21 protein-coding genes are annotated in these 20,947 nt (G+C 39.8%); 11 read left to right on the top strand and 10 right to left on the bottom strand.

Annotation, left to right across the window (positions count from 1 at the left end; translation table 11 throughout):
* The first annotated feature begins 98 nt into the window (after window positions 1–98).
* Window positions 99–1,571 (top strand): glycerol kinase GlpK, encoded by a 1,473-nt coding sequence (glpK, locus tag N7931_RS05940; protein WP_262792726.1) that lies wholly within the window; start codon window positions 99–101, stop codon window positions 1,569–1,571.
* Between the two features lie 229 nt (window positions 1,572–1,800).
* Here the strand turns inward: glpK and N7931_RS05935 are convergent, their stop codons facing one another.
* The 5 genes from N7931_RS05935 to glnE form a co-directional block, all read right to left on the bottom strand.
* Window positions 1,801–2,076, bottom strand: a complete 276-nt coding sequence (locus tag N7931_RS05935; protein ID WP_262792633.1) for a hypothetical protein — start codon at window positions 2,074–2,076, stop codon at window positions 1,801–1,803.
* 467 nt (window positions 2,077–2,543) lie between these two features.
* A complete protein-coding gene (locus tag N7931_RS05930) occupies window positions 2,544–2,939 on the bottom strand; it encodes a metal-dependent hydrolase (protein WP_262792632.1) in 396 nt (131 codons plus the stop codon).
* A gap of 323 nt (window positions 2,940–3,262) precedes the next feature.
* Window positions 3,263–3,469 (bottom strand): DUF3565 domain-containing protein, encoded by a 207-nt coding sequence (locus N7931_RS05925; RefSeq protein ID WP_262792631.1) that lies wholly within the window; start codon window positions 3,467–3,469, stop codon window positions 3,263–3,265.
* Window positions 3,470–3,500: 31 nt separating this feature from the next.
* Window positions 3,501–4,250: an NUDIX hydrolase gene (locus tag N7931_RS05920; RefSeq protein ID WP_262792629.1), complete on the bottom strand. Its 750-nt coding sequence runs from the start codon at window positions 4,248–4,250 to the stop codon at window positions 3,501–3,503.
* Between the two features lies 1 nt (window position 4,251).
* Window positions 4,252–7,167 carry a bifunctional [glutamate--ammonia ligase]-adenylyl-L-tyrosine phosphorylase/[glutamate--ammonia-ligase] adenylyltransferase gene (gene glnE, locus N7931_RS05915; protein WP_262792628.1) on the bottom strand — a complete coding sequence of 972 codons (2,916 nt, stop codon included), beginning with the start codon at window positions 7,165–7,167 and terminating at the stop codon, window positions 4,252–4,254.
* Window positions 7,168–7,277: 110 nt separating this feature from the next.
* Between glnE and N7931_RS05910 the strand changes: the two genes are divergently transcribed.
* The 8 genes from N7931_RS05910 to ybaK all read left to right on the top strand — a co-directional run bounded on the left by N7931_RS05910 (window position 7,278) and on the right by ybaK (window position 13,881).
* Window positions 7,278–8,264, top strand: a complete 987-nt coding sequence (locus tag N7931_RS05910; RefSeq protein WP_262792627.1) for a hypothetical protein — start codon at window positions 7,278–7,280, stop codon at window positions 8,262–8,264.
* 19 nt (window positions 8,265–8,283) lie between these two features.
* A complete protein-coding gene (locus N7931_RS05905; protein WP_262792626.1) occupies window positions 8,284–9,186 on the top strand; it encodes a DUF350 domain-containing protein in 903 nt (300 codons plus the stop codon).
* A gap of 26 nt (window positions 9,187–9,212) precedes the next feature.
* Window positions 9,213–10,937, top strand: coding sequence for a polyamine aminopropyltransferase (locus tag N7931_RS05900; protein WP_262792624.1), 1,725 nt, complete (start codon window positions 9,213–9,215; stop codon window positions 10,935–10,937).
* A gap of 150 nt (window positions 10,938–11,087) precedes the next feature.
* On the top strand, window positions 11,088–11,501 hold the full coding sequence (locus tag N7931_RS05895) for a YjfI family protein (RefSeq protein ID WP_262792623.1): 414 nt from the start codon (window positions 11,088–11,090) through the stop codon (window positions 11,499–11,501).
* An 18-nt stretch (window positions 11,502–11,519) separates the two neighbouring features.
* Window positions 11,520–12,212, top strand: coding sequence for a PspA/IM30 family protein (locus tag N7931_RS05890; RefSeq protein WP_262792622.1), 693 nt, complete (start codon window positions 11,520–11,522; stop codon window positions 12,210–12,212).
* Between the two features lie 210 nt (window positions 12,213–12,422).
* Window positions 12,423–13,082, top strand: coding sequence for a hypothetical protein (locus N7931_RS05885; RefSeq protein ID WP_262792621.1), 660 nt, complete (start codon window positions 12,423–12,425; stop codon window positions 13,080–13,082).
* The gene (locus N7931_RS05880) at window positions 13,069–13,401 is read left to right on the top strand and encodes a hypothetical protein (RefSeq protein WP_262792620.1); all 333 of its coding nucleotides are present in this window, start codon (window positions 13,069–13,071) and stop codon (window positions 13,399–13,401) included. Before N7931_RS05885 ends, N7931_RS05880 begins: the two co-directional genes overlap by 14 nt.
* 12 nt (window positions 13,402–13,413) lie before the next feature.
* Window positions 13,414–13,881: a Cys-tRNA(Pro) deacylase gene (gene ybaK / locus N7931_RS05875; RefSeq protein ID WP_262792618.1), complete on the top strand. Its 468-nt coding sequence runs from the start codon at window positions 13,414–13,416 to the stop codon at window positions 13,879–13,881.
* 192 nt (window positions 13,882–14,073) lie between these two features.
* On the opposite strand, the gene N7931_RS05870 is transcribed toward ybaK, so the two are convergent.
* Window positions 14,074–15,894, bottom strand: a complete 1,821-nt coding sequence (locus N7931_RS05870; protein WP_262792617.1) for a DEAD/DEAH box helicase — start codon at window positions 15,892–15,894, stop codon at window positions 14,074–14,076.
* A 526-nt stretch (window positions 15,895–16,420) separates the two neighbouring features.
* On the opposite strand from N7931_RS05870, the gene N7931_RS05865 reads away from it, so the two are divergent.
* Window positions 16,421–16,999, top strand: coding sequence for a hypothetical protein (locus N7931_RS05865; RefSeq protein WP_262792616.1), 579 nt, complete (start codon window positions 16,421–16,423; stop codon window positions 16,997–16,999).
* On the opposite strand, the gene N7931_RS05860 is transcribed toward N7931_RS05865, so the two are convergent.
* The 4 genes from N7931_RS05860 to rhlB all read right to left on the bottom strand — a co-directional run bounded on the left by N7931_RS05860 (window position 16,980) and on the right by rhlB (window position 20,474).
* The gene (locus N7931_RS05860; protein ID WP_262792614.1) at window positions 16,980–17,180 is read right to left on the bottom strand and encodes a DUF4250 domain-containing protein; all 201 of its coding nucleotides are present in this window, start codon (window positions 17,178–17,180) and stop codon (window positions 16,980–16,982) included. The genes N7931_RS05865 and N7931_RS05860 overlap by 20 nt on opposite strands.
* Entirely contained in the window at window positions 17,171–17,383 is a 213-nt protein-coding gene (locus N7931_RS05855) for a DUF2061 domain-containing protein (RefSeq protein WP_262792613.1), read from the bottom strand. Before N7931_RS05855 ends, N7931_RS05860 begins: the two co-directional genes overlap by 10 nt.
* Window positions 17,384–17,670: 287 nt before the next feature.
* On the bottom strand, window positions 17,671–19,164 hold the full coding sequence (gppA, locus tag N7931_RS05850) for a guanosine-5'-triphosphate,3'-diphosphate diphosphatase (RefSeq protein WP_262792612.1): 1,494 nt from the start codon (window positions 19,162–19,164) through the stop codon (window positions 17,671–17,673).
* Window positions 19,165–19,202: 38 nt separating this feature from the next.
* Complete coding sequence (gene rhlB / locus N7931_RS05845; protein ID WP_262792611.1) at window positions 19,203–20,474, bottom strand: ATP-dependent RNA helicase RhlB; 1,272 nt, start codon at window positions 20,472–20,474, stop codon at window positions 19,203–19,205.
* Between the two features lie 107 nt (window positions 20,475–20,581).
* Here rhlB and trxA point away from each other — a divergent pair, with 107 nt between their 5' ends.
* Window positions 20,582–20,911 carry a thioredoxin TrxA gene (trxA, locus tag N7931_RS05840; protein ID WP_262792608.1) on the top strand — a complete coding sequence of 110 codons (330 nt, stop codon included), beginning with the start codon at window positions 20,582–20,584 and terminating at the stop codon, window positions 20,909–20,911.
* The last annotated feature ends 36 nt before the right edge of the window (window positions 20,912–20,947 follow it).

Here is a 20,947-nt window from a genome sequence, read left to right as displayed (position 1 = left end):
TATGAGCCAGTAAATTGTTTAATAGCAAACATTTGGCAGAAATTGTTTTGCTTAAACTCTGCTAAAGTTATGGTATGAAAGCTAAGAGTATACGCATGATGACAGATTATATTTTGGCGATAGATCAAGGCACAACCAGCTCAAGAGCCATTATTTTTGACCAAAAAGGGCTGGTAGTTGAGGTTGCGCAGCAAGAGTTTAACCAGATTTATCCACATAATGGCTGGGTTGAACATGATCCGCAAGAAATCTGGACAAGCACTTTAGCTGTTTGCCAGCAGGTGATTAATCAGGCTCAGGTAAAAATTGCCAGTATAGGTATTTGCAATCAGCGCGAAACAACCATTATCTGGCATAAAAAAACCGGTAAAGCGATATACAATGCGATTGTATGGCAAGACAGAAGAACCGCCGCCGATTGTCAAAATTTAATTGAGCAGGGTTATAGCGAGTTAATCAATGATAAAACCGGTTTGCTGCTCGATCCTTATTTTTCAGCCAGTAAAATCCGCTGGATTTTAGATAATGTAAAAGGTGCAAGGGCAATGGCTGCGCGTGGTGAATTGTTGTTTGGCACGGTCGATAGCTACTTAATATGGAAATTTACTCAAGGTAAACAGCATGTTACAGACGCAACTAATGCGTCTCGCACTATGTTATTTAATATCAAACAGCAAAAATGGGATGATCAACTCCTACAGCTTTTTGATATTCCAGCGACGATTTTACCCAAGGTATTAGATTCTGCGGATAACTTTGGTACAACCGAAACCGATATTTTAGGTCAGGCTATTCCAATTAATGGCGTGGCGGGTGACCAGCAAGCCGCTTTGTTTGGACAAAATTGTTTTTATCCCGGCATGGCAAAAAGCACCTATGGCACAGGTGCATTTTTAATGGCCAATACCGGCGCAAATATTTGTCATTCTAATAATCAGTTATTAACCACGGTGGGTTACCGCTTAAAAGGTAAAACCTGCTATGCAATTGAAGGCAGTATTTTTATTGCTGGTGCAGCCGTAAGCTGGCTAAAAAATGAGTTAAAGTTGATTAACACTGCAAACGAATCGGATGCTATTGCCAGCCAGATTGATTATCAACATGGCGTTTATTTAGTCCCCGCGTTTACAGGCCTTGGCGCACCTTATTGGCAGCCCGATGCCAGAGGCGCTTTATTAGGATTAACTCGTTCAAGCGGGATTAATGAAATTGTGAGCGCCACTTTGCAATCGGTCGCTTATCAAACCCGTGATTTACAAATTTGTATAAGAAGCGACGGCATTCAAATTGACTCAATCAGAGTGGATGGAGGTATGGCGAATAACGCTTGGTTTATGCAATGTTTGGCTGATATTTTACAGGTGGAAGTGAGCCGCCCACAATCGGTTGAAACCTCTGCTTTAGGGGCTGCTTATTTAGCAGGCTTAGGTGCGGGCATTTATCAATCTTTGGATGAAATAACCGCGTTATATCAAATGCAGGATTCATTTAAACCGGCAATTAAAGTCTCACTCAGAGATAAGTTATACAACAAATGGCTAAAAGCGGTTGAGAGCGTTAGGCAGTTTTAATGTAAAGTGAGTGAAGTTTAATCAAATAAATCACAACTTGAGTTGTTAAACATGATAGGCAGCTTTGTGCTAGAAACGAACGCCTTCGAATAAATTTTAAACGTCAGTAGGCTGGTGCAAAATTGACATTTACCTAACTCACATTTTGCATATTTGGTCGGTTAGAATGGGCCTAGGCGAATCCCAACATTTTGTATTAAATGTTGGGATTTACTTCGTTCGACCTAACCTAATTGTCCTTTATCCATCGGTAACCTCCCGACTCAGTTTGCGTACACAGTAACCAATCGCCGTCAGGGTAGTCCCTTATCTCTACATCGCCGGATTCAGTGAGAACAGTTTGTTTAGACTGCAAGCGCTCACCAACCGAATACTCTTTGCTGGCATAGAGGCAGCCCTTTTGAGCTTCTGCTGACGAGGCGGTGGTTACACCACCATTGCTTAAAGTACCACAAGCAGTAATCGACACAGCAATAGCCAGTAGCTGTAGAGTTTTTATATTCATCCTTATATATCCTTATGCTTTCTATATCGTTGTGTTTTACGCATAACGAGACTGTAGAAAAACCTCGTCCTCAAAAATTTATCGTTCGCTACGTCGAAAAGTTTTACTGTTTAATGGTTAATCTATCAAGGTTTTACGTAGCAAAACGCGTTTTAAATCTATTTGTTGTACATAAATCAAGCTTAAAATTACACAATGGTTTTTTATACAGGTTCAACGCCGCATGATGGTGTTGTTAGGTACTTCGTTGCACGTACTTTTTATATATATTGAAGACCTCTTGGTTTAATTTGTTACTAAAAACTTCAAAAAACGTTATTTTTTTAGTTGCAGCGTAATATACACTGATTAGAATCAAAACTAACATAACCAAATGGTTTTGCCACGAATTAAGCTCCCATTGACCTGACCAAGTTAAGTGAAAATCAGGTAATACAGGAAATAAATAATATACTGGCCATTGATAACTATCGGGGCCTTTTAGAACCTATTACATCAAATAAAATGTGAACATGAACTAAGATAAATGAAAGAAAGAAAACCATAGTTCGCTGCACTTTGGAAATGTATACCGCCAGCATAGCAATTAAAAAAGCTGCGAAAATAGAGTGCCCGAAATAGTGATGATGGCTAAGGTAAAAGTTTGTGCTTCCCGTGATTTTATCAACAATTATGCCGATACCATCAATATCAGGAGTTATTCCCGCAACCGATACAACTGCACGCTCTCTTCTATTTTTTAATAATTCGACGGTGCTAACCCAGCTAAAAAGTAGATGTGTGCCTGGAGACATAACAAAGTACCTAAGGCCGCCATATGCGGCAAATTTGGAATTAATTGGTTTTAAATTAAATAATTTCATAAACTTAAGTCTTAATTAACCAAAACGCAACAACAATTCTCAGGGCAGAAAACAAGCCTATCACCAAAGCGAGCCAAATATAGGGTCGCCATTTTTGGCGAAACAGTTTTATGTGGTGGCTTACGCTGCTTCGCAGCTAAACCACCCTACAATTCAAAAGCAATAGATTGTCGGGTAGTTATAAGCCCGAGTAGGTTGGGTCGAGATAATTGAATGATTACTCACATTAAACCGCTTTAACTTGCAAAGCCGACATCCAATCAATAATTAATATCTGCGTCTCGTTCAATCAAAACGGTCAGATTAAGTATGAGCCACTGCATTTAAAGCTTATCTTTTGGTGCGCCCTCGTCGCATTTTTTACAGTTAAGCTCTAGCCCTAACATTTGTTTACGCCCTTGGGCGCTAACAACCCAAGGGCGGTTAATAAAAGGCGGTTGGTGGCGAACATGCTGAAAGTGATCGCAGGCCAGTTCTGCGACCCAGTCATTTTCTTCATCTAAATGATATCCCACAATTTTTTGTTTCATCTTGTTGTTATCTATGCATATTGTTAGGCGTTTACACAATAAATAAATCGCGTTTTTCAATGCCTTTTTCTGTGGTTTTTGCGCTGGGGGTGAGTTTTAAACCTGTGCCGGTTGCCGTTTGTACTTGGCGAACAACCTGACGGACAAATTCACTTTGGGTATTGTCGGCAATAAACTCATTAATATCTAACCATTTTACTTCCGCAATTTCGTTAGCATCCTGAATGCTGGTATTTGCTGTGACTGCGGTTAACTGGCAAATAAAATATAAGTTAGATTTACCGTATCGGTACGGGTGTTTGTGTACAAAACCAACTACCTGACTGAATTTTGCAACAACGCCTGTTTCTTCCAAAACTTCTCTTTCGGCGGCAAGCTGAATATCTTCGCCTAGTTCAACATGACCGCCGGGTAATTTAAAGCCGCGATAATGGCCAAAGTTATCTCTGACCATTAAAATTTGATTATTTTGGTTTATTACAACCGCACCAGCCCCTACCGTATGAGTCGGTACAAAAGGCGCATAAGCATTGTTTTGCAGTTTGTAAATTAAGGTGATTTGGTTTGGCAGGCAGTTATGAAACTCAAAGCCTAACTCAGTACAAAGTGGAATATATTCTGCGTATTCAATTGCTAACGTTAGCCAGATAATTTTTTTATCTGCCTGTTTAAACTCCTCAATTAACGGAATTAATAAAGCTGAAAACTGCTCTGCATCCAGCTCTGTTTCGGTTAATTTAAGATGAACACCACCAAATGTATTAAACTCAAAACTAAACAAATTAAACCTCAAATAATCTGTGCCAAATGGCCTGAACTTGCTCAATTGCCTCGGTAAATGGTGCAATTTCGCTTACGACTTTTTTCTGTGCTAGTGCTAATTTATGGCCTTCATTTCTAAATTGCTTGTAGGCTTCAATTAAGCTGTCTGCTTCAGCTTCGCTGATCACGCCAACTTCGGCAGCAACACCTAAAATTCGGATATTATCCGACCATTTGGTTAACTGCGGATACTGATGAGAGTAAGCTAAAACAATATATTGGGTGATAAATTCAATATCGGTAATGCCGCCTCGGCCTTGTTTTAAATCAAAACAGCCTTCGCTGCCTTGGCTTAAATGGCTGAACATTTTACTGCGCATTTCGGTCACATCTGTTTTTAATTTGGTTAAATCCCGCTCTTTAGTCAGAATTTGATTACGAATTTGGTTGAGCGCGTCAACTAAATCCTCGTCACCAACAATTGCGCGGCTTCTGATTAATGCCTGATGCTCCCATGTCCAAGCTTCTTCTTGTTGGTAATTTTTAAAACCATTAATGGTTGCGACCAATAAGCCGGAATTACCAGACGGACGTAAACGCAAATCTAACTCGTATAAAATACCTGCCGGTGTTTGAGTTGAAAAAATATGCATAATTCGCTGCGCAAGACGAATATAAAATTGGGTGATCCCTATCGATTTTTCGCCTTTGGTTTGCTCGTCGCTGCTGCGGTTATGAACAAACACCAAATCCATATCAGAGCCGTAACCAAATTCCAGCCCGCCTAATTTGCCATAACCTAATACGGCAAATCCTTTATCTCCGCCATTGAGTGATTCTGGCGCGCCGTGTTTATCCACCACATGCCACCACGCAAGGTTAACGACTTGTTCTAAAATTGCCTCAGCCAGCCAAGTTAAATGATCACTTACCTGCATTAATGGTAAATAGCCCATCACATCTGCCGCTGCAATTCGTAATTGGTAGGCATGTTTAAATTGGCGTAGCGCATCCATTTGTTGCTCTAAATCGTCTTCTTCAATCCGTAATAAACGCTCGCGTAAATCCTGTTTATATTGGTTGGCGTCTAGTTCGCGATAAAGCTGACGCGGATCAAGCAGTTCGTCTAATAAAAAAGCTTGTTTATTAAGTTGCTGTGCAATCCACGGGCTGGCTTGTAAAAAAATTAATAGTTGTTTACAGGTTGCCTGATTTTCGTATAGCAGCTCTAAATAAGCGGTGCGGGTACAAATAGCGACAATGAGTTCTCGAACTCGTGATAAAGTGGTTACTGGCTCTTGAGCTTGCAAACATAACTCAATTAAGCGAGGCATGAGTTTATTCATTATCTCTGCGCCTCTTGGCCCAATTGCGCGTTTTTCAGTGTGTTGCTGGCAATCTTTTATTTGCTGCCAAAAAGCCGGAGCATCTAAATTAGGGTAATCCTGCGTGAGTTGTTCAATCGCAATTTCGTCATTTAAGTTATTAATCCAATAATCAAAATTAACTGACTCTTCGTCATCTTCGTTTTCATCACGAATTACATCATTAAAAATTTGATGAATTTGACTCATGCGTAAACTCAATGCCTGATAAAACGAATCCCAGTCGTTAAATCCCATTGCAAAACACAGCCTGTGTTTATCCAGTTCGTTTTCCGGTAAGGTTTGCGTTTGTTTATCGCCAATTGCCTGTAAAACATGCTCGGCTTTTCGTAAAAAATAATAACCGTCGGTCAATAAATCAATTTCGTGCTGGTTTAGTTCGCCAGCTTCTAATAAGCGGGTTAACGCCTTGCGGGTTGAGCGGGTTCTTAACTCAGGTTCGCGGCCACCGCGAATAAGCTGAAATGCCTGCACCACAAACTCTACTTCACGAATGCCACCTTCACCCAGTTTGATATTGTTATGCAAACCTTTACGGCGGTTTTCCTGTGCGATTAATTTTTTCATTTTGCGTAATGATTCTATCGCGGAAAAATCAATATATCTGCGGTAAACAAATGGGCGAATTAACTGATTTAAATAATCTAACTCAGGATGGTTTTGCCATTGTTCAGGGACAATGGCGCGCGCTTTTAGCATTGCGTATCTTTCCCAGTCGCGTCCTTGTTCCTGATAATAATCTTCAAGCATGTTGTAGCTCATAACCAAAGGGCCACTGTCGCCATAAGGGCGCAGACGCATATCAACTCGGTAAACAAATCCGTCTACAGTGACCTGATGCAGCGAGCTAATTAACCTTTGGCCTAAACGGGTAAAAAACTCATGGTTACTTAAACTGCGGTTTGCGCCTTGAGTTTGGCCTGATTCTGGGTAACAAAAAATTAAATCTATGTCGGATGAAAAGTTCAGTTCGCCACCGCCTAATTTACCCATACCCAATACAAAAAATGGCTGCTCTTGCCCCGGCGTATTATCGTCAATTGCTGCGCTGGTTGGGGTACCAAAGGTGGATGATAAATTTTGATATAACCAGTTTAATGCCTGACTAATGAGCTGATCGGCTAAATCAGAAATAAATTCAAATGCCTGATCTAAATTAATGCTTGCGTTAAAATCTTGCCACGCAATCCACATCATTTGTTGTTTGCGGTATTTGCGCAGAACTTTATGTAAGCTGTTTTCATCATTAATATTCTGGCATTTTTGAACAAAATCTTGTTTTGCCTGACTAAACTGCTGCTCGGGCGATAACGGGTTATTTAACTGTTCTAAGATAAAGTCGGGTTCGGCTAAAATCGCGTCACAAATAAAATCGCTGAGCGCACAGTGCCATTTTATTTTTTCCTGTAGTTTAGGACTAAGCTGTTCAAATTGATTATGTCGATATATAATTTTTTGCCAGGCTTGTTCCGCTGCTTGTTGTAATTCTGCTGGCATTTCAGATAGATGCGTGGCACAAGGAGTGAATAAATTGGTTATTTTTGAAGCCATAGGCTTGTACCTTTAATTGTTATTGCTTGTGATTGATTATTGACTACAGAGTTTGGCTCTGTACAGTACGTAAAAAATAACATTATCTCAATAAAAAAACAGGGGATAGTATGGGCGCAACACTGATTCGCCAAATTTTGATCTTATTCATCTTATTAGGAATTTGGGGATGTAGTGATCCTTTAGATGCCAAGATAGAAAATCAGATCCAATTTTCGCAAATGCAGATTCAAAAGCTGGCTCAGCGAATTGAATCCGGCCAGATCCGCAATGCAAATTTAATCAAACAATATGCAGCGCATTTGCAAAATCAAAAACCACAAATGCAAACCATAGTAAATGAAATGGCACGAGATGCGACAACCTCTGGCCCTTTGTACACCAGTTTGTTAGACAGATATCAAAGCGCTGCACAACAGCCGCAGTTATTTCAGTCTAAAGAGGAGCGCTTGGCGGAGCTTGAAAATATTTACGAAGCAGCCAGTCCCGAGTTATTTAATGACGCGTTATCTGATCCGCTTAATGTGTTAGCTGATTTAAGTGGTGGTGAATTGCCTAGAGTTAATGCGGTGAGCCGCGCGGCCAGTTTGCAGGCTAATCAGGCCGAAGATTTTGGCGCTGGCAGCCAGTTAGTGGGCAACCCTGCTTATGGGCAATGGTCAACCGGTAGTAACGGTATGTCGTTTTGGGAATGGTACGGCATGTATGCTTTATTCAGCAACCTAACCAGTTATGGCCGGGTGAATTATCACGACTGGGCAGGGCGACGCGATTATAGTTATTATAATGATTATGGCCGTTATCGTTATTCGTCCCCTAATCAAATTCGCAAGCAATATAATGTTGAAGAAAAAGCGAAAAAGTCTTTCTCAGGGCAAAAGTTTTCTAGCGCTTATGCTAAAAACCGAACCGGTGCAACCAGTGTTTCATCGGCAAGTCGAACAGCACAAAGTGCCACTAAAAGATTCCAGAGCAGTTATCAGAAAAAACCAAGCAGTGGGTTAGGGTCTACCCCTAAAAAGTCTTCAAGTTTTGGCAGCTCAAGTTTTCGTAGTAGCTCAAGCAGTTTTAGCCGTGGCGGTTTTGGCGGTAAATAATTAACAAATGGATGAAACAATGAATAGTTTAAATGTATTTAGTTATATCAGACCTGAGCTGATTACTTTATTAGCAATTGATTTAGCAATTGCGATTGTTTTGTTGTCGGCAATGCGCTTAGTGTCAGGCTTGTGGGCAAAGGTAAATTCAACCGAAGAGCTATCGCAAAAAGATAACTTTGCCTTTGGTATTAGCATGGCTGGTGGCATTATTGCGATGGGGATTGTCTTAACCGGCGCAATAACGGGTGAGTCTGCCAATAGTTATTTAACGGAAGCCGTTGGGGTTGCTTCATACGGTTTGGTGGGGTTAATTTTAATTAAAATTGGCCGTTATATTCACGATAAAATCTCATTAAATCGAATTAATAAAGTTGAAGCCATTTTGGCTGAAAACGTGGCGGTCGCAATAGTAGATGCCGCTGCGGTGATTGCGACGGCTATTATTATTCGTTCGGTTTTATTATGGGTTGAAGGCATTAATATTTACACTTTAGTTGCGGTATTAACCGGCTTTGCTGTGTCGCAAACTGTATTAGTTGCGGTTACCCGGATTAGAGAAAAAAATTATGCTCGTAATAATCAAAATGCCTCGTTTCAGGAAGCTTTGCAAAATGGTCAAATCGCGGTGGCCATTCGTCATGCCGGCCACATGCTGGCAACGGCTTTTGCGGTAAAAGCGGCAAGTTATTTTTTAATTTACGAGCCAACCAGTATTGTGACTAACCTAATTGGCTGGTTTAGCATTTCGCTGGTAATGACGATTTTAATTTTTGTATTAAACAAAATTGCCAGAAGAATTATTTTAATCGGGATAGACACCAGCGCCGAAGTTGATAAGCAGGATAATATAGGTGTGGCAGCAGCGGAGTTTGCTATTGTGGTTTCTATCGCCTTAATTTTAACTGCATTAATGGCGTAATATTTTAATTTATATTTAAACCAATAATGCAAAATAACCTGTCTAATAAGCGCCTGTTTTTATTGGATGCGCTTATCATTTCTATTATGGCCATACTTGCCGGGTGTGGCCTAATTTACGAATATTTATTGTCTCATTATGCTGGTCGGGTATTAGGTGCGGTTGAGCATGCCATTTATACCACCATAGGTTTAATGATTGTTTTTATGGGTTTAGGCTCGTTTGCTGCCCGTAAAATAAAAAATGCCTATACCGGATTTGCTTGGCTCGAAAGCATCATCGCGTTGATTGGTTGTAGTGCGGTATTAATGATTGCGGCTATGGTGGGGTTTAGTTTTAGTTTGCCTCAATTATTAGCCGATACTTATGGTATTCCTGCCGATGCCTTGCCAAGAGGCGGGTTTATGCAAGGCATTTATCAATTTTCGCGTTATAGCCCTTATATTTTTGCCGCTATTTTAGGCTTGTTTATCGGCATGGAAATTCCGCTCATTGCCCGTGTTCGCGAGCATTTATATCAGCGCCACTTAACTCATAATGCCGGCACTATTTATGGCGCCGATTATATTGGTGCCGGTGTTGGGGCTGCTATTTGGGTATTATGGATGATGACGCTGGAGATTAATCAGGCCGCGGTATTAACAGCCAGTTTAAACTGGATTGCCGGATTAATTGTGCTCATTGTATTTTGGCCGCATATTGGTTTTAAAAAAGTATTGGCGGTTTTTCATTTTATTTTATTAGCGATTATTTTAATGCTGGCTAAATCTGGTGATCGCTGGATGCAAAACTTTACCGATATGCTGTATCTGGATAAAGCAGTTTATCAAACCCAAACTCAGTTTCAGCAAGTGGTGTTAACCGAGCGCTATTTAGGTGCTGAAATTCCGTCAGTGGTGAATTTATTTTTAAATGGGCGTTTGCAATTTTCGTCGGCAGATGAGCATATTTATCACGAAATGCTGGTTCATCCGGCCATGGCTGCTGCTGCCAGACAAAAGCATATTTTGGTGATTGGCGGCGGTGACAGCTTAGCGGTTCGTGAAATATTAAAGTGGCAGCCTGATTCGATTGAACTGATTGATTTAGATGATCAGGTTGTTGATCTATTTACTCATCCGCAGGCGCATTTAAAACCAAGGCTTGCTAAACGCATTGAAAACATAACCGGCTCTGCTTTTTTAAACCCGACAGTAGATATTAAAATAGATGATGCATTTAATGCGGTTGATAAATTACTGGCAGATGGCAAAAATTATGATGTGATTATTGTCGATTTGCCCGATCCAAATCACCCTGATTTAAATAAACTCTATACTAATTACTTTTATTTAAGGCTGAATCAGCTATTAAATGCTGACGGTGCTTTGGTTATTCAGTCAACCTCACCTTATCATGCCAGAAAGGCGTTTATTGCTATTGGTAAAACACTCAAGCAGGCTGGATTTAGCTCGGTTGAGCAATATCATCAAAATGTGCCGAGTTTTGGCGAATGGGGTTGGACTATTGGGGTGAAGCAAGGTTTATCAGCAAGGCAAAGGCTGCAACAAAACTCTACATTACCACAGGGAATGAACTGGATAACCGCTAACATTATTCAAGCTAGTTTTGAGTTTCCGGCTCATTTTTATGATGACTATCAAACAATTAAAGTGAACCAGTTAGGATCGCAAGTTTTGTTTGAATATCATTTTAATGCGTGGCAAACCGAACGCGGCAGAATTACATCGGGGAAAACAGAATCAAACTGATTCAAAATTAAACAAATTAAAGGTTGACATATTATGTCTTTTGGCTAAAGTTAGAGCGTAGACATTTTATGTCTTGTTATTTGCCGGAACTTTGCAAGTTACTATGATTCAGAGTTTAGGTAATTTAATACAGACTAACAGAGGAAAAAAATGAATATTCATAAGATAGCGCAGTATCTAAATGATTTGGGCGATGGCTCTGTCACTGGTCACAGCTTTGATTGCCAGCCAATTGCGGGTGAAGTTGACGTACTGCAAATCAGTATTATCGGACGCGAAGAATTGCCCATTTTTGTATCGGTTACTGATGATCAAATTTTATGTATTACTTATTTATGGGACGAATCTGAAATTGTAACAGACAAACGTCTGGCAATGATGGAAACCATGTTAGAAATGAATATGCCAATGCCTTTGTCTTCATTTGCAAAAATTGATGATAAATATGCCGTTTTTGGCGCTTTGGCGATTACTTCCAGCTTAGCTGAAATTGAGCATGAGTTGGCAGTTTTAAGCGACAATGCGATTGATGTGATTGACGACTTTAGTGAATTTTTAGTTTAACCGGCGGAGTATTAAACCATGAGTATTTTTAAAAAAATTATCACAGCGATCCGCGGTGGTGTAACCGAAGCTGGTGAAGCCATTGTTGATGCAAACTCAACTCGTATTTTTGAACAAGAAATACGAGATGCGGAAAATCATTTAACCAAAGCGAAACGCGATTTAACCGATGTGATGGCGAAGCAAATGCAAGCCGGACGTGAAGTTGAACGTATTCAGCGTGAAATCAGCACAAACGAAGGTTATGCTGCACAAGCTTTAAATAAAGGTGATGAAGCATTAGCATTAGAAGTAGCGGAAAAAGTAGCGAGTTTAGAAACTGAGTTAAGCGCTCAGCAAAGTGCACTTGAAAACTTTACCGCGAGTGTTGCTCGTTTAAAAGAGTTAATTAAAAAGTCTGAGCGTCAGGTTGCTGATTACAAACGCCAGTTAAGTGTGGTTAAAACAACTGACAGCGTGCACAAAGCAACGGCTGCTATTACCGATAACTTTGTTTCTGGTAATAGTAAGTTATTAAATGCGAAAGAGTCGTTAGAGCGCATTAAAGCTAAACAGCAAAATTTTGATGACAGATTAAAAGCATCTGAGCAGTTAGAAGCTGAATCTGGCGATGCTTCGTTAGAAGCTAAATTAAAAGCGGCTGGGATTGGTGATCAAGCTTCATCGGCTAATTCTGTATTAGACAGAATTAAAGCGAAACAGCAGCAATAAAATCACGACTGTACATTGATTTAACTTATCGTAAAAATCCAATGGTACAGCATATTGCGAATGATGAACTGTATTGGGCTTTTCTGGATGAATTCAGAAAAGCCCAAATGTTTTGTAAAGCTAAGCTTTTAAAGCAAGCTTCTCTCGCATCTTGAATGACATAGGGTATACTTTAATAATTTATAGCGTTTGCTTTAATTAGGAATAAAAATGGGCTTGTTTAGTCGCTGGTTCTCCAATAAAGATACACAAACCGAAAGCAGGCAGGTATCGCATCCCAAAGCATTGAAAGTAGGTGATGTGATAGGTTTTTCTGATTCTTTTGCCCTGCCAGAGTTATTACGGAAACAAAGCTTTCGGGTAGAAAAAACACATACTTATCAGTTTGAACATACTGGCTATACTGAATTTGTATTGCTTGGGCAAAGTAATACTCAGGTATATTTAGCTGTGTTGCAAGACGATGAAGAGTGGTTAAATGTTTCAATTAAAATTAATCACGATCAAGTTTCAGCTTTATTTGACTTAGAGCAATTTTCAGATATTTTTGACGAAACAACCAATACAGAACTGGCACTGCAAAACGAGCAGCACGATTTTGCGAACTGGGTTTCTCCAGTTTATTTTCAACGTAAATTTGCTGAACGTGGTTATTTTTATAAGCAGGACTTTAGGCCGGGTAAACCCCCTCTGGAAGAAGAGGATGGTAGCGAAGCTTTGGATTATTTTTGTTTAACCAGCAGTGATGAGTCATTTTCTGTAGAAGTTGAAGTTTGGCAGGATGGCGATACCGATGTGTTATTAACGATTCATTTGCCAATATCTGAAATTGTAGAGATTTACCCAGGAGAGGCGAGTGACAACCCCTAAAAACGATAAACAAAAATGGGCAAGTAGTAACAAAGCAATCAAAGCGGTTCAGGTTGCTTTTGATATGGACGAAAAACTACAATATGTGATCAGAAAAGAAGCGTTAGATGCAGGTTTAGGCCCATCTGATCAAATCCGAAAAATACTTGAGTTGCCAGTCACTAAACGGCCTAAACGGCCAAGATTAACTGTGTCTTTATCTGGCGATGATTATCAATTATTAGCTGAACGTTATGGCATTGCGGCCACTGAACAGCTTGAAATTAAAAAGCGGGTAATGCAGGAATTAACTCATCATGCCGGTCAGGTTTTAGAGTAGATATTTGCAGCTATGACCCCCGCAGTCAAACTTGCCCAAAAACAAAAAATTAAATTTAATCTGCATCAATATGAGCATGATCCTGCCAGCGCCTCTTATGGTTTAGAGGCGGCCGAAAAACTGGCGGTAGCACCCGCTTATGTATTTAAAACCTTATTGGCTCAGTTAGATACTAAAGACTTAGTTGTAGCAATTTTACCGGTAAATCAGCAATTAAATTTAAAGCTACTTGCCAAAGCGGCCGGAAGTAAAAAAGCAGTCATGGCTAACCCTACTGATGTTGAGCGCACAACCGGTTATTTGTTAGGGGGCGTTAGCCCGCTGGGACAAAAAAAGCGACTTAAAACGTTTATTTGCCAGTCAGCTCAAAAGCTTGAAACCATGTTTGTGAGTGGTGGCAAACGAGGCCTAGAAATTGAACTCACCCCACAGGATTTATTGAAACTTACTTTTGCTCATTTCTCCGAAATTACATCATAACTCTTTTTCTGTCTTAATTTAAAAATGTATGATCAAAATGAATTACAAGTGTTAGAGATTTCGCTTTAAATTCGTTTCTACTATTTCTTTGTTATAGAGAAATAAATGATTTTTGATATAAAAAAGGCTTTCAATTGAAAGCCTTTTTTAATATTGAGTATCAGCTAAGTCTGATATTAACTAAATTGATATTTAGTTAAATGGACGACGCTCACGACGCGCTTGTGAACCACGCTCACCGCGAGGCGCTCTGCGCTCTGAATTAGCTGCCATTGCTACTTCTTTTTCAGATGCGATTGATGGCGATGTTTTACGGCCACGAATAGCAACTTGCTGAAGTTTTTGGAACACCGGTTTTGGCATGCCTTTTGGTAAATCAACATAAGCGTGTTGATCAAATAATTTAATGTGACCAATATTGCTGCTGTCGATGTTAATTTCGTTTGCTACCGCACCAACGATATCGCCTGGGCCAACACCGTGCTCACGTCCAACTTCAAAACGGAAAGTATCAAAATCACCTGGGTTTCTGCGTTGACCACGATCTGCTCTTGAACCTCTATCACCGCCTCTTTCGTTGCGATCACCACGGCGAGCACCACGATCTCCACGCTCAAACCGATCACCGCGACCGCGGGTATTTTGGCGATCGCCACGGTCTCTACGGTCACGGCCATTATCAACCGGATCGGCTTGTGGGAATAAAGGTTGTTTTAATTGCTGTTGGAATAATAAGGCAACTGCTAAATCTTCTGCGCTCCATTCATTATCAGCTGTAAAGCTGGCAACTACGTCACGGAACTTAGCTAGATCCTGATTCTCGAATGTTGCTTTTAATTGAGTTTGCATACGTTCCATACGTACTTGACCCAATTGTTTTGCATCTGGCATTTCAAATGTTTCAATTTTGCCTTCAGTTGCACGCTCTAAACGGAATAAGCTGCGCATTTCGCGGCTATTTGCAAATAAAATGGCTTCACCACTACGACCAGCACGACCTGTACGACCAATTCGGTGAACATAAGATTCTGCATCAGTTGGTAAATCGTAGTTAATTACATGGCTGATTCTTGGTACATCTAAACCACGGGCTACAACGTCAGTTGCAATTAAAATAGATACTTTGCCATTTTTTAACTGGTCAACAATACGTTCACGGTCGCTTTGATTCATGTCACCATTTAATGCAGCAGCAGGGAAACCTTTGCTTAATAAGTGCTCTGCTAAAATTAAAGTATCGTTACGGGTGCGCACAAATACGATCATTGCATCGTAATCTAACGTTTCAGCCAAACGCTCTAAACCTGCTGTTTTACCAATGCGGTTAACACGCCATGCACGTTGGCTTATATTGGCTTTGGCTTCTCTAACCACGGCAATTTTTACATGCACTGGTGATTTTAAGAATTGTTGAGTCACCTTACGAATAGCCGGTGGCATAGTCGCAGAGAAAAACGCCATTTGAGTATCGCTTGGTACGTGTTCTAAAATCCATTGAATGTCTTCTAAAAAGCCCATGTTTAACATTTCATCGGCTTCATCTAAAACACACGCTTTTAAGTTATCTAACTTTAAGCGACCTTTATCAATGTGATCCATTAAACGACCTGGTGTACCAACGACAACCTGAGGGCCTGCACGTAAATCACGAATTTGAGGCGTATAAGATTGACCACCATAAACCGTAGCAACTTTTAAACCTTTAATTTGGCTGGCAAACTCAGTTAACGCATCAGCAACCTGAATCGCTAATTCACGGGTTGGACAAACTACTAACATTTGAGGTTCACGTACGCTGGCGTCTAGCTTGGCTAATAAAGGTAAACCAAAAGCTGCGGTTTTACCTGTACCAGTTTGAGCTTCACCAAGAATATCGTTACCCGCTAATAAAGCAGGAATTGATTGTGCTTGGATTGGAGTTGGTTGAGTAAACCCCATCGCTTCGATTGCTTGTAAAATTGGTGCAGGTAAACCCAGTTCGTTAAATAGAACTGTAGACTCATTATTTTGCATATATATTCTCTATCAATTGGTGCTTATAACACCAGGTTATGACTGAGGTAAACGCGTACGAAGACATCCCCTTGAAGGATCTCGAATAAAGAGAAACATCTCTCAGTCTTCAGTTGTGGTTGTAGCTTTAACTATGCTCGCTATTTGTTCGGGCATTCACTTTCAAACTACTGTGGTATTCAGGTTTAATCAGACGCAGAATAACCAGTTACACGGGCAGCGTTACTACCTCGACGAACCAGCGCGACTTTTACTTTTGCTCATGTGCAGGCAACTTATGCTGTGCTTCATGGATGGGCAGATCATCTGCCTTACTGGAAAAGCCATTGGCTGGGAGTGCGCACTATACAGATTTAAATTTGCTTTGCAAGCAAAGGTGGTGGTTTTTTAATCAAAAATAAAGATAAGTTGAAGCTTTTAGAATTGTCTTTTTAGGTTGAGTAAATTAGATGTTGTGCTTATAATCTTTGTGTTAATTTTTTGTTGTTATTTTTGATTTTAAAATCCTTTAAGGTTTTATATTACTATGCCTCAACAAACCGCTTATTTTCCACCAGCGCATGCTTATAGCTTAAATAAAAAGCGACATGCTAATAACACTTTTTATGTTGTTTCAATTAAAAAGTTAATTGCCTTACTAATGATAACATTTGGTTTTTATACGATTTATTGGAGTTATAAAAACTGGAGTGTGGTAAAGCAACATAATCCTAAATATGCGCAATGTAATCCGCTGGTTAGAGCTATCTTCAGCTTTTTTTATTTGCCAGTTTTATTTAATTGTATTCAAAATAAAGCAAAACAAGAAAAAGTGAGAATGAGCTTTAGTGCATGGCATTTGGCTGCGGCTTGTATTTTATTGTCGATAAGTGCAGTGGCTCTGATTAGCTCTGGGGTGTTTTATTTAACTTGGTTAGGTGTTTTGTCTGCGGTGTGTGCATTGCTACCAATAGTGAAAATGCAAAAAGTAATTAATTATACTGAGCATGATCCAACAGGTTGGGCAAATCATAAATTTACCAGCTTTAATTGGCTGTGTGTAGTTGCCGGAGCAAGCTATACCAGTTTATTTGCGCTTGCCACTTTTATGCTGATTGCAACCTAAACTGGTTAGATGTTGGATGATATTCAAAACTAGCTTGCGCTAGACGCTCGCATAACTTTTGTTTATTAATTTCGTTTTGAATACACAACTCGTCGAGATTTGCATAGTCGTTGCGTAGTTTCATATTCACCATAGACAACAATAAGTTTATATCCATAGTTTCAAATTTAGTTAAATACATACTGCTTCCTTAGGTGTTATTTGAGCGGGTGCTTTAGCTTTAATACGAGTCCAAACTTTTTCGTGGAAGTAAAAAGCAACTGTGTTAACGGCTGGTTCAACCATAGCAACAACACCGCCTACAACAATATCTCCGGTTAAAATCCAAGCAACTGTAAAAGCGACTGAAAAGTGCATAATTGCGAAAGTAATTGTTTTAATCATGATAGTGACCTCTTGGTTAACTTAATATTGAAGAGTTAATTAACTCTATGTGTTAATAGTAGTCATTATCATTTAAGTTTAAAAACAGATTAATTCGATGTGGATTATCGGAAAAAGCGTTTTATTCATATAAAGCTCAACTCGTAGTATTTGTATAAAGGTTTGTTCGATGTAAATCGCTTTGTGAAGCGGCGCTTGCGCCATTAAATCACAGGAGTCAGCGGGCAAAAAAACGAACTACAGATGAGTATATATGAGTAGCTATTCAAAATTTAATAGCAACGCTGTTAACTAAAGCTAAGTTGCCAGTTAACCATTTTTTGATAAGTTTGCTCTTGTTTTAATTCGCTTTCCATTAATGGATGATTTGCCAGCCAGTTTTGTTCAAATTGAATATCCAGCTCATTAATATGGTGACTACTGGCTTTTACTTTGGGTAAAACTTCGTCTTTGCGGCGCATGGTTAAAATAACGGCAAGCCGCAAAATACGTGCTAACTGCCCGGCTAACACTGGGCTTGTCATGGTTTGTCGGTTTAATTCGCTTATAAAAATATCTTCACGATAGTTTTGTACCAGTGAAATTAATAGTTTTCGTTGAGCTAAACTAAACCCCGGAATCGCTGTATTTGATAAAATATAAGCGCCGTGTTTACTGGCAAATTTAAAGTCAACGGTTAAACCAACTTCATGCAGTATGGCCGCGGCTTCAAGAATTGCTTTACTGTCATGTTGTTCAAGCGACCAAGGAATATGTAGCTGATCATATATATTTAAAGCCATATCCCGCACTCTTAATGCTTGCTCTTTATCGAGGCGATATCTTTCTATAAAACTGGTTAAAGTACGTTTGCGAATATCCTGATTTTGCAGGCAAGGGATCATTCCATAAACTATACCTTCGCGTAGTGCACCGCCAGCAACCACCATATAATCAAGATGAAAAGCTTTAAACAGGGCGATTAAAATGGCTAAACCACTGACAAATACCGGACGTCTTTCTTCTAACAATCCAGGTAGGCTTAATTTATCTATATCGCCGCAATCGATACAGGCTTGCCTAAGGGCTTGTAATTTGTCGAGGGTGATCATTTCATTTTCACCCTGAGCAATTAAAATTTCTTGAATCGCTTGGGGTGTACCGGATGCGCCTAAACAAGCTTGCCAACCAAAAGCCATATAAGGCTGGATTTTGCCACTTAATTCAGCCTGCGCAGCTTCGCTGGCTAATTCAAAATTACGTAAGGTGATACTGCCATCGGCAAAAAAGCGGTTGCGGAAAGTAACACAGCCAATATTTAAACTATTAACCACTTTAGGTTCAAAGCGCTCACCGGCAACAATTTCGGTGCTTGCTCCACCTATATCTATGACTAATTTGGTTTTAGAGGTGCCAGAGGTATGTGCTACACCAACATAGATCAGCTTAGCTTCTTCTTCGCCACTGATAATTTCTATTCGGTGTCCAAGAATTTGTTCTGCGGTTTGTAGAAACTCAGCTTTATTGGTCGCAAGGCGAAGCGCCGCTGTACCTACAATTCTGACATTTTGAACCGGTAAGTCTTGAAGCCGCTCTGCAAATAAAGATAGACAATCCCATCCTCTTAACATTGCAGCTTGGTCAAGTGTTCCATTTTGTTGTAATCCAGAAGCCAAACGAACTTTGCGTTTTATTTTTCCGATTGTTTGAACGCTACCTTCAACCGAGCGAACAATTAACATGTGAAAACTATTTGAACCTAAATCAATGGCGGCATACACCGGATAATTTTGCTCTGGCATTTAGGCTTGGCTTCCTTTTAAAATTACAACATAAAGTGCTATCTATTTGTTTTATTATGATGCGGTTTACGGTTAACCGACTGGCGACCTCGTTGCATTTTGCGTTTTGGCGATATTTTTGGCGTTGGTACATCGTCTAATAACGCGCTGGCATCATAATTAGAAACCGGAATACTGTGATCTATGTATTCTTCGATTGCTGGTAAGTTATAAACATACTTTTCACAGGCAAAACTAATTGCATGGCCTGTTGCACCTGCGCGGCCTGTTCTACCTATTCGATGAACATAATCTTCTCTGTCATCCGGTAAGTCGTAGTTAAATACATGCGTAACCAATGGGATATGTAACCCGCGGGCGGCTACATCTGTGGCTACTAATATATCTAAATGGCCTTTGGTAAATTTCTCTAAAATGTTCAAACGTTTTTTCTGCGGTACATCGCCAGTTAATAGGCCAACACGATGACCATCTGCTTTTAACCATTGGTAAATGCTTTCGCAGCCATGTTTAGTATTAGAGAATACAATTGCTTTATCTGGCCATTCTTCTTCCATTAAAGTCAGAAGTAACAACATTTTATGTTCGTTTGCCGGATAAAATAGCTCTTCGGTGATCCGTTTATTGGTCATTTCTTCAGGCGCAATATGCACATGAGTTGGGCTATTCATGTGTTCATACGCTAATTCCTGCACTCGCATAGATAAGGTGGCAGAAAATAATAAATTTAATCTATCGGATGGCTGCGGCATGCGGCGGAATAAAAAACGAATATCTTTTATAAAGCCTAAATCGAACATTCTGTCGGCTTCATCTAAGACAACTGCTTCAACATTGCTTAGATTAATTAGACCTTGCTTATAGTAATCTATAATACGTCCGGTTGTGCCAATTACAATGTCTGCACCTGCTTCTAACTGCTGAGTTTGGCTGTCATATCCGTCACCGCCATAAATCAGTGCCAGTTTTAAGCCTGTATGTTTTGCAAGCAAGGCTGCATCTTTATGAATTTGTACAACTAGCTCTCGGGTTGGCGCTAAAATAATTGCTCTAACATGGCTGGCTGGCTTATCTGACGGGACTTCCCGCTTTAATAACTGGTTGAAAACTGCAACCAAAAAAGCCATTGTTTTGCCTGTGCCAGTTTGTGCTTGACCGGCTACATCCTGTCCATCTAAAGCTAAAGGTAAGCTCTGCGCTTGGATTGGAGTGCAGTGTTTATAGTTAGCTTCTGCTAACGCTTGTTGAACTTTTGGGTGCATCGAAAGTGATGCAAATTCAACCTGTGATAAGTGTGTTTGTATTGTCATAGTGTTCCAAGCATATCAGTTTAAGCTTGCAAAAAGAATCTGAATCGATTAAAAAAACACTTTGTTTTATTTTCACCGGCAAAAGCCGTCAAAACCTGGAGAACTCAATGAGCTCTGAAGCTATTTTAACTTTATCAGACGCAAGCTTTGAAACAGATGTAATTAATTCTGAAAAGCCAGTCCTAGTCGATTTTTGGGCAGAGTGGTGCGGCCCTTGTAAAATGATTGCGCCTATTCTTGATGAAGTTGCGACTGAATATCAAGATAAAGTTGTTGTTGGTAAGCTAAATATTGATCAAAACAACGCATCACCAGCTAAATATGGTGTTCGTGGTATCCCTACTTTATTATTATTTAAAGGCGGAAGCGTAGCTGCAACTAAAGTAGGCGCTTTGTCTAAAACACAATTAAAACAATGGTTAGACGAAAGTTTATAAGTTGTTTTTAAATTAATTTGAAAAGAAGCTCAAAAA

The organism is Catenovulum sp. 2E275, assembly GCF_025515275.1.
GTDB lineage: Bacteria > Pseudomonadota > Gammaproteobacteria > Enterobacterales > Alteromonadaceae > Catenovulum.
The sequence above is the reverse complement of the archived record's forward strand: the minus strand, read 5'-3'. Positions and strand labels throughout refer to the sequence as shown.

Bases quoted from the DNA above. Each gene is read 5' to 3' on its own strand.
- glpK (WP_262792726.1), top strand. From the start codon at position 99: ATGACAGATTATATTTTGGCGATAGATCAAGGCACAACCAGCTCAAGA.
- N7931_RS05935 (WP_262792633.1), bottom strand. From the start codon at position 2,076: ATGAATATAAAAACTCTACAGCTACTGGCTATTGCTGTGTCGATTACT.
- N7931_RS05930 (WP_262792632.1), bottom strand. From the start codon at position 2,939: ATGAAATTATTTAATTTAAAACCAATTAATTCCAAATTTGCCGCATAT.
- N7931_RS05925 (WP_262792631.1), bottom strand. From the start codon at position 3,469: ATGAAACAAAAAATTGTGGGATATCATTTAGATGAAGAAAATGACTGG.
- glnE (WP_262792628.1), bottom strand. From the start codon at position 7,167: ATGGCTTCAAAAATAACCAATTTATTCACTCCTTGTGCCACGCATCTA.
- N7931_RS05910 (WP_262792627.1), top strand. From the start codon at position 7,278: ATGGGCGCAACACTGATTCGCCAAATTTTGATCTTATTCATCTTATTA.
- N7931_RS05905 (WP_262792626.1), top strand. From the start codon at position 8,284: ATGAATAGTTTAAATGTATTTAGTTATATCAGACCTGAGCTGATTACT.
- N7931_RS05900 (WP_262792624.1), top strand. From the start codon at position 9,213: ATGCAAAATAACCTGTCTAATAAGCGCCTGTTTTTATTGGATGCGCTT.
- N7931_RS05895 (WP_262792623.1), top strand. From the start codon at position 11,088: ATGAATATTCATAAGATAGCGCAGTATCTAAATGATTTGGGCGATGGC.
- N7931_RS05890 (WP_262792622.1), top strand. From the start codon at position 11,520: ATGAGTATTTTTAAAAAAATTATCACAGCGATCCGCGGTGGTGTAACC.
- N7931_RS05885 (WP_262792621.1), top strand. From the start codon at position 12,423: ATGGGCTTGTTTAGTCGCTGGTTCTCCAATAAAGATACACAAACCGAA.
- ybaK (WP_262792618.1), top strand. From the start codon at position 13,414: ATGACCCCCGCAGTCAAACTTGCCCAAAAACAAAAAATTAAATTTAAT.
- N7931_RS05870 (WP_262792617.1), bottom strand. From the start codon at position 15,894: ATGCAAAATAATGAGTCTACAGTTCTATTTAACGAACTGGGTTTACCT.
- N7931_RS05865 (WP_262792616.1), top strand. From the start codon at position 16,421: ATGCCTCAACAAACCGCTTATTTTCCACCAGCGCATGCTTATAGCTTA.
- N7931_RS05860 (WP_262792614.1), bottom strand. From the start codon at position 17,180: ATGTATTTAACTAAATTTGAAACTATGGATATAAACTTATTGTTGTCT.
- N7931_RS05855 (WP_262792613.1), bottom strand. From the start codon at position 17,383: ATGATTAAAACAATTACTTTCGCAATTATGCACTTTTCAGTCGCTTTT.
- gppA (WP_262792612.1), bottom strand. From the start codon at position 19,164: ATGCCAGAGCAAAATTATCCGGTGTATGCCGCCATTGATTTAGGTTCA.
- rhlB (WP_262792611.1), bottom strand. From the start codon at position 20,474: ATGACAATACAAACACACTTATCACAGGTTGAATTTGCATCACTTTCG.
- trxA (WP_262792608.1), top strand. From the start codon at position 20,582: ATGAGCTCTGAAGCTATTTTAACTTTATCAGACGCAAGCTTTGAAACA.